This window comes from Protofrankia sp. CiP3 (assembly GCF_917627345.1).
In the GTDB taxonomy this organism is placed as follows: domain Bacteria; phylum Actinomycetota; class Actinomycetes; order Frankiales; family Frankiaceae; genus Protofrankia.
The window spans coordinates 1-3,237 of sequence record NZ_CAKJTM010000079.1 but is presented as its reverse complement, the minus strand read 5'-3'; the positions used below and the strand labels follow the sequence as shown (position 1 = coordinate 3,237).

Sequence of the window (3,237 nt, the reverse complement as noted above, 5' to 3'; positions counted from 1 at the left end):
GTTCTCGATCACTGTTAGGTGATCGAGGGCCCTGTGGTGGTGCTGGTCGTAGGGCTCGGGGCCCCCATATTTTCGCGAAGCGGAAATATGGGGTTAGCCGACCGGTGACGACTTCGCGACAACCGCGACGACCAGGCCGTCGCCGGCGGTGAGGAGCATCGGGGTCAGCCGGACGTCGTCCCGCACGGCGGTCGCGAGCTCCCGGGCCGCGATGGCCTCGGAGTCGCGAGCCTCCAGGTCCGCGACCCGCCCACCGGCGAGCATGCCGGCGAACACCACGATCCCCCCCGGCCGCAGCAGCCGGAGGGCCTGGCTGAGGTAATCGCTGGCCTCACGCCGGTCCGCATCGCAGAACACCAGGTCGTAAGCACCATCGGTGAGGCGGGGCAGGACATCGAGGGCCCGGCCTGTTATCAGCCGGCTGCGGTTGGACGCCATTCCCGCGTCCGCGTACGTCCGGCGCGCGAGCCGGAGATGTTCGGCCTCGACGTCAATGGTGGTGAGCGTTCCGTCCGGCCGCATTCCGCGCAGCAGCCAGGTACCGGATACCCCCGTGCCCGTCCCGATTTCGACGACGGTGCGGGCGGCGACACAGGCGGCGAGAAAACGAAGGATGGAACCGACCCCCGGGCTGACCGGAAAGATCCCGACTTCCTCGGCGCGTGCTCGGGCAGCCCGCAGCGGAGGGTCTTCCAGGAGGAAGCCCTCGGTGTATGCGGAGGCCGGATCGACGGCTCCGGTGGCTGTGTCGGGCATGACATGGGCAGCCTACGGGAACGCCCGCTGCGGATGGAGCGTTCGTCAGGTCAACGCATCTCGTGTCGGGATGGGGCGAGGGGAGATCAGCCGGTGTCCGCTGCGGGTTTTGCCGCGCCATGGCCGGCGCGTCGGGTACGTTCGTCGCGAACCGATCGAGAGGCGACCGTGAACGGACAGGACACGCTCCTGGCCACGTTCGCGCCTGGGCGGTCGGTCTCGTCACGTCCGGTGTCGGACGGCGATGCCGTCGCCGAGCCCGCCGCGGTGGAAATCGCCGGTGCTGACCAGACCACGTGGGTGCCGCCCACCTGGGAAGAGGTCGTACGGGATCACGGTAATCGGGTGTATCGGCTCGCTTACCGGCTTACCGGGAACGCGCATGATGCCGAGGACCTCACCCAGGATGTCTTCGTGCGCGTGTTTCGGTCCTTGGCCGATTACACGCCCGGCACTTTTGAGGGCTGGCTGCACCGGATCACCACGAATCTTTTCCTGGACCGCATGCGGCGTCAGCAGAAGATTCGTTTCGACGCGTTGCCGGATGACCCGGAGCGCCTCGCCGGCCGTGAGGCGAGCCCGGAAGCCGTCTACGCGGAGTCGCATCTTGACGCCGACATCGAGGGCGCGCTGGCTGCGCTCCCGCCCGACTTCCGGGCCGCGGTCGTGCTGTGCGACATCGAGCAGCTGTCCTACGAGGAGATCGCGCAGACGCTCGGGGTGAAGCTCGGCACCGTCCGCAGCCGAATCTCCCGAGGCCGCGCCATGCTGCGGCAGGCTCTCGCGGACCGGGCGCCGCGTGCGGCCGGGACGGCGGCCGGTCCGGCTTTGTTCGACGCCTCGGCAACCGGGGCCGCCCTGACCGTGCCGACGGCACCGGAGACGGCGGCTGGCCCGTCCTCGATCGGGACGGGCGTCGCCATCTCGGTCGAGGACGCCGCGCCGCCGTCGCGCCGATCGCACCGGATCACTCGACGGGCGTCCCCAGCAGGCCAACCGGCCGTGGCGAGCGCAGGTGGTGGAACGTCGTCCACGCCGGAGGGACAGGCGTGACCGGGCATCTCGGCAAGCAGATCGCCCCGTTGGTGGACGGGCAGCTGGACCACGACGGCAGGGACCGCGCCCTGGCGCACATTGCGTCCTGCGCGTCCTGCCAGTGGGAGGTTGCCGAGCTGCGCCATCTCAAGGCGCGGTTGGCGGGGCTCGGCGGTCCGGCCCTGCCGGGGGGAGCGGCGGAACGGCTGCTGCGGATGGCCGCTCCCCCCGGCAGGGCCGGGCCGCCCGACGACCCGGCCCGCCCGCGCTCGGCCGCCGTCTCCGTTCGTGTGGTCATCCGGACAGCCGGGCGTGGCCTGTTCGTTGGTGTTGTCGGCTCGCTGAACCAGCCACCTGCCGCCCAGAGCCCCGCGGGGAGCCCCGATCCGGCCCAGCCGGCGGCCGGGCGGGTGTGGGCGAGGCAGCCGCGGGCCAGGCGTGTCGCGCTGTCGGCGGGCCCCGCCGATCGGCCGCGCCGGTCCGCCGGGAGGCCGGTCATGACAACCCCCCGATCCGGGGCTGGCCGCCGGTTGGTGACCCGCCCGGCCACCGGCCGGCGGGGGCACCGGAGCCGGGCGAGGCGAACATTGATGAACTCGGTGGCGGTGATTCTTTTCGCTGTCGCGGGTGCCGCGCTCGGAGCGACCGCCCCTGTCACGGTGCCGGAACCGGCGAGTCCGGTCGCGATTCCAGTGGTACAGCCCAGCCTCCCCGCCGGGATCAGGCCGCCCGGCAGCGGTGGCTCCACGGCCAACGCCGCTGAGGTCAATGCCGTCGAATCCGGAACCGTCCGCCTGTTGCCGGTGATGGTTGTCGCGGCGTTGCCGGGTGACCGGCGGCGGTAGACCCGCGTGTGGCGCCGCGCCGCCACCGTGTTCCAGCGGCGTTGACGCTGGATCCCCTCGGGAGGCCGTACGGTGGTAGCCGCGTGATCGCAGTAGCGGGCCGCTGACAGACCCGAACTTTTCCCGGTGCCCGTTTACGCGATATCGGCGGATGTCTCGTGTCTGGCGTTATATCCGCTCGTACCCTGATGCTGGCACCGGGAGGCGGAGGGCCGTGGGTGGCGACGGCGAGGAGGACATCCCGTTCCGGGGTGAACCGGCTGACAACGGCGGGCCGGCCGGCCCACCGACGCGGCCATGGTGGACGCGCCCGGATCCGCCGGCCACTCCCCGCGGGCCCCGGCCGGATCCGCCGGCCGCTCTCGCTGCCTCCCATGCGCACCGTGCCGGCGGCCCCTATGCCGATCCGGCCGACCCGGCCGTCGCCCAGGAGGCAGCCGGACCGCGCGGCGCCGGCCCAGAGCCGGCCGACCCGGCCGCGGCTCGACCGGCTCGACCGGCTCTGGTGGCCCTGTTGCTCGCCGGGCTGCTCGGCGGCGTGGCTGGTGGCGCCATCGTCGGCGGCGCGGTCGGCGGCATGGCCGGCGTTCGCGCCGTACGG

3 protein-coding genes and 1 pseudogene are annotated in these 3,237 nt (G+C 72.4%); 3 read left to right on the top strand and 1 reads right to left on the bottom strand.

From position 1 onward, the window contains the following. Positions 1 to 93: 93 nt before the first annotated feature. The gene (locus MJ797_RS20400; RefSeq protein ID WP_239338716.1) at positions 94 to 756 is read right to left on the bottom strand and encodes an O-methyltransferase; all 663 of its coding nucleotides are present in this window, start codon (positions 754 to 756) and stop codon (positions 94 to 96) included. Between the two features lie 168 nt (positions 757 to 924). On the opposite strand from MJ797_RS20400, the gene sigE reads away from it, so the two are divergent. The 3 genes and pseudogenes from sigE to MJ797_RS20385 form a co-directional block, all read left to right on the top strand. Then, entirely contained in the window at positions 925 to 1,809 is an 885-nt protein-coding gene (gene sigE, locus MJ797_RS20395) for an RNA polymerase sigma factor SigE (protein WP_374582674.1), read from the top strand. Next, on the top strand, positions 1,806 to 2,636 hold the full coding sequence (locus MJ797_RS20390; protein WP_239338695.1) for a zf-HC2 domain-containing protein: 831 nt from the start codon (positions 1,806 to 1,808) through the stop codon (positions 2,634 to 2,636). The genes sigE and MJ797_RS20390 overlap by 4 nt, the downstream gene beginning before the upstream one ends. Before the next feature lie 214 nt (positions 2,637 to 2,850). Then, a pseudogene (locus tag MJ797_RS20385) lies at positions 2,851 to 3,237 on the top strand (hypothetical protein); the annotation flags it as partial.

What these genes read in the sequence shown, in the direction of transcription:
- MJ797_RS20400 (WP_239338716.1), bottom strand. Translation starts at nt 756, where the DNA reads ATGCCCGACACAGCCACCGGAGCCGTCGATCCGGCCTCCGCATACACC.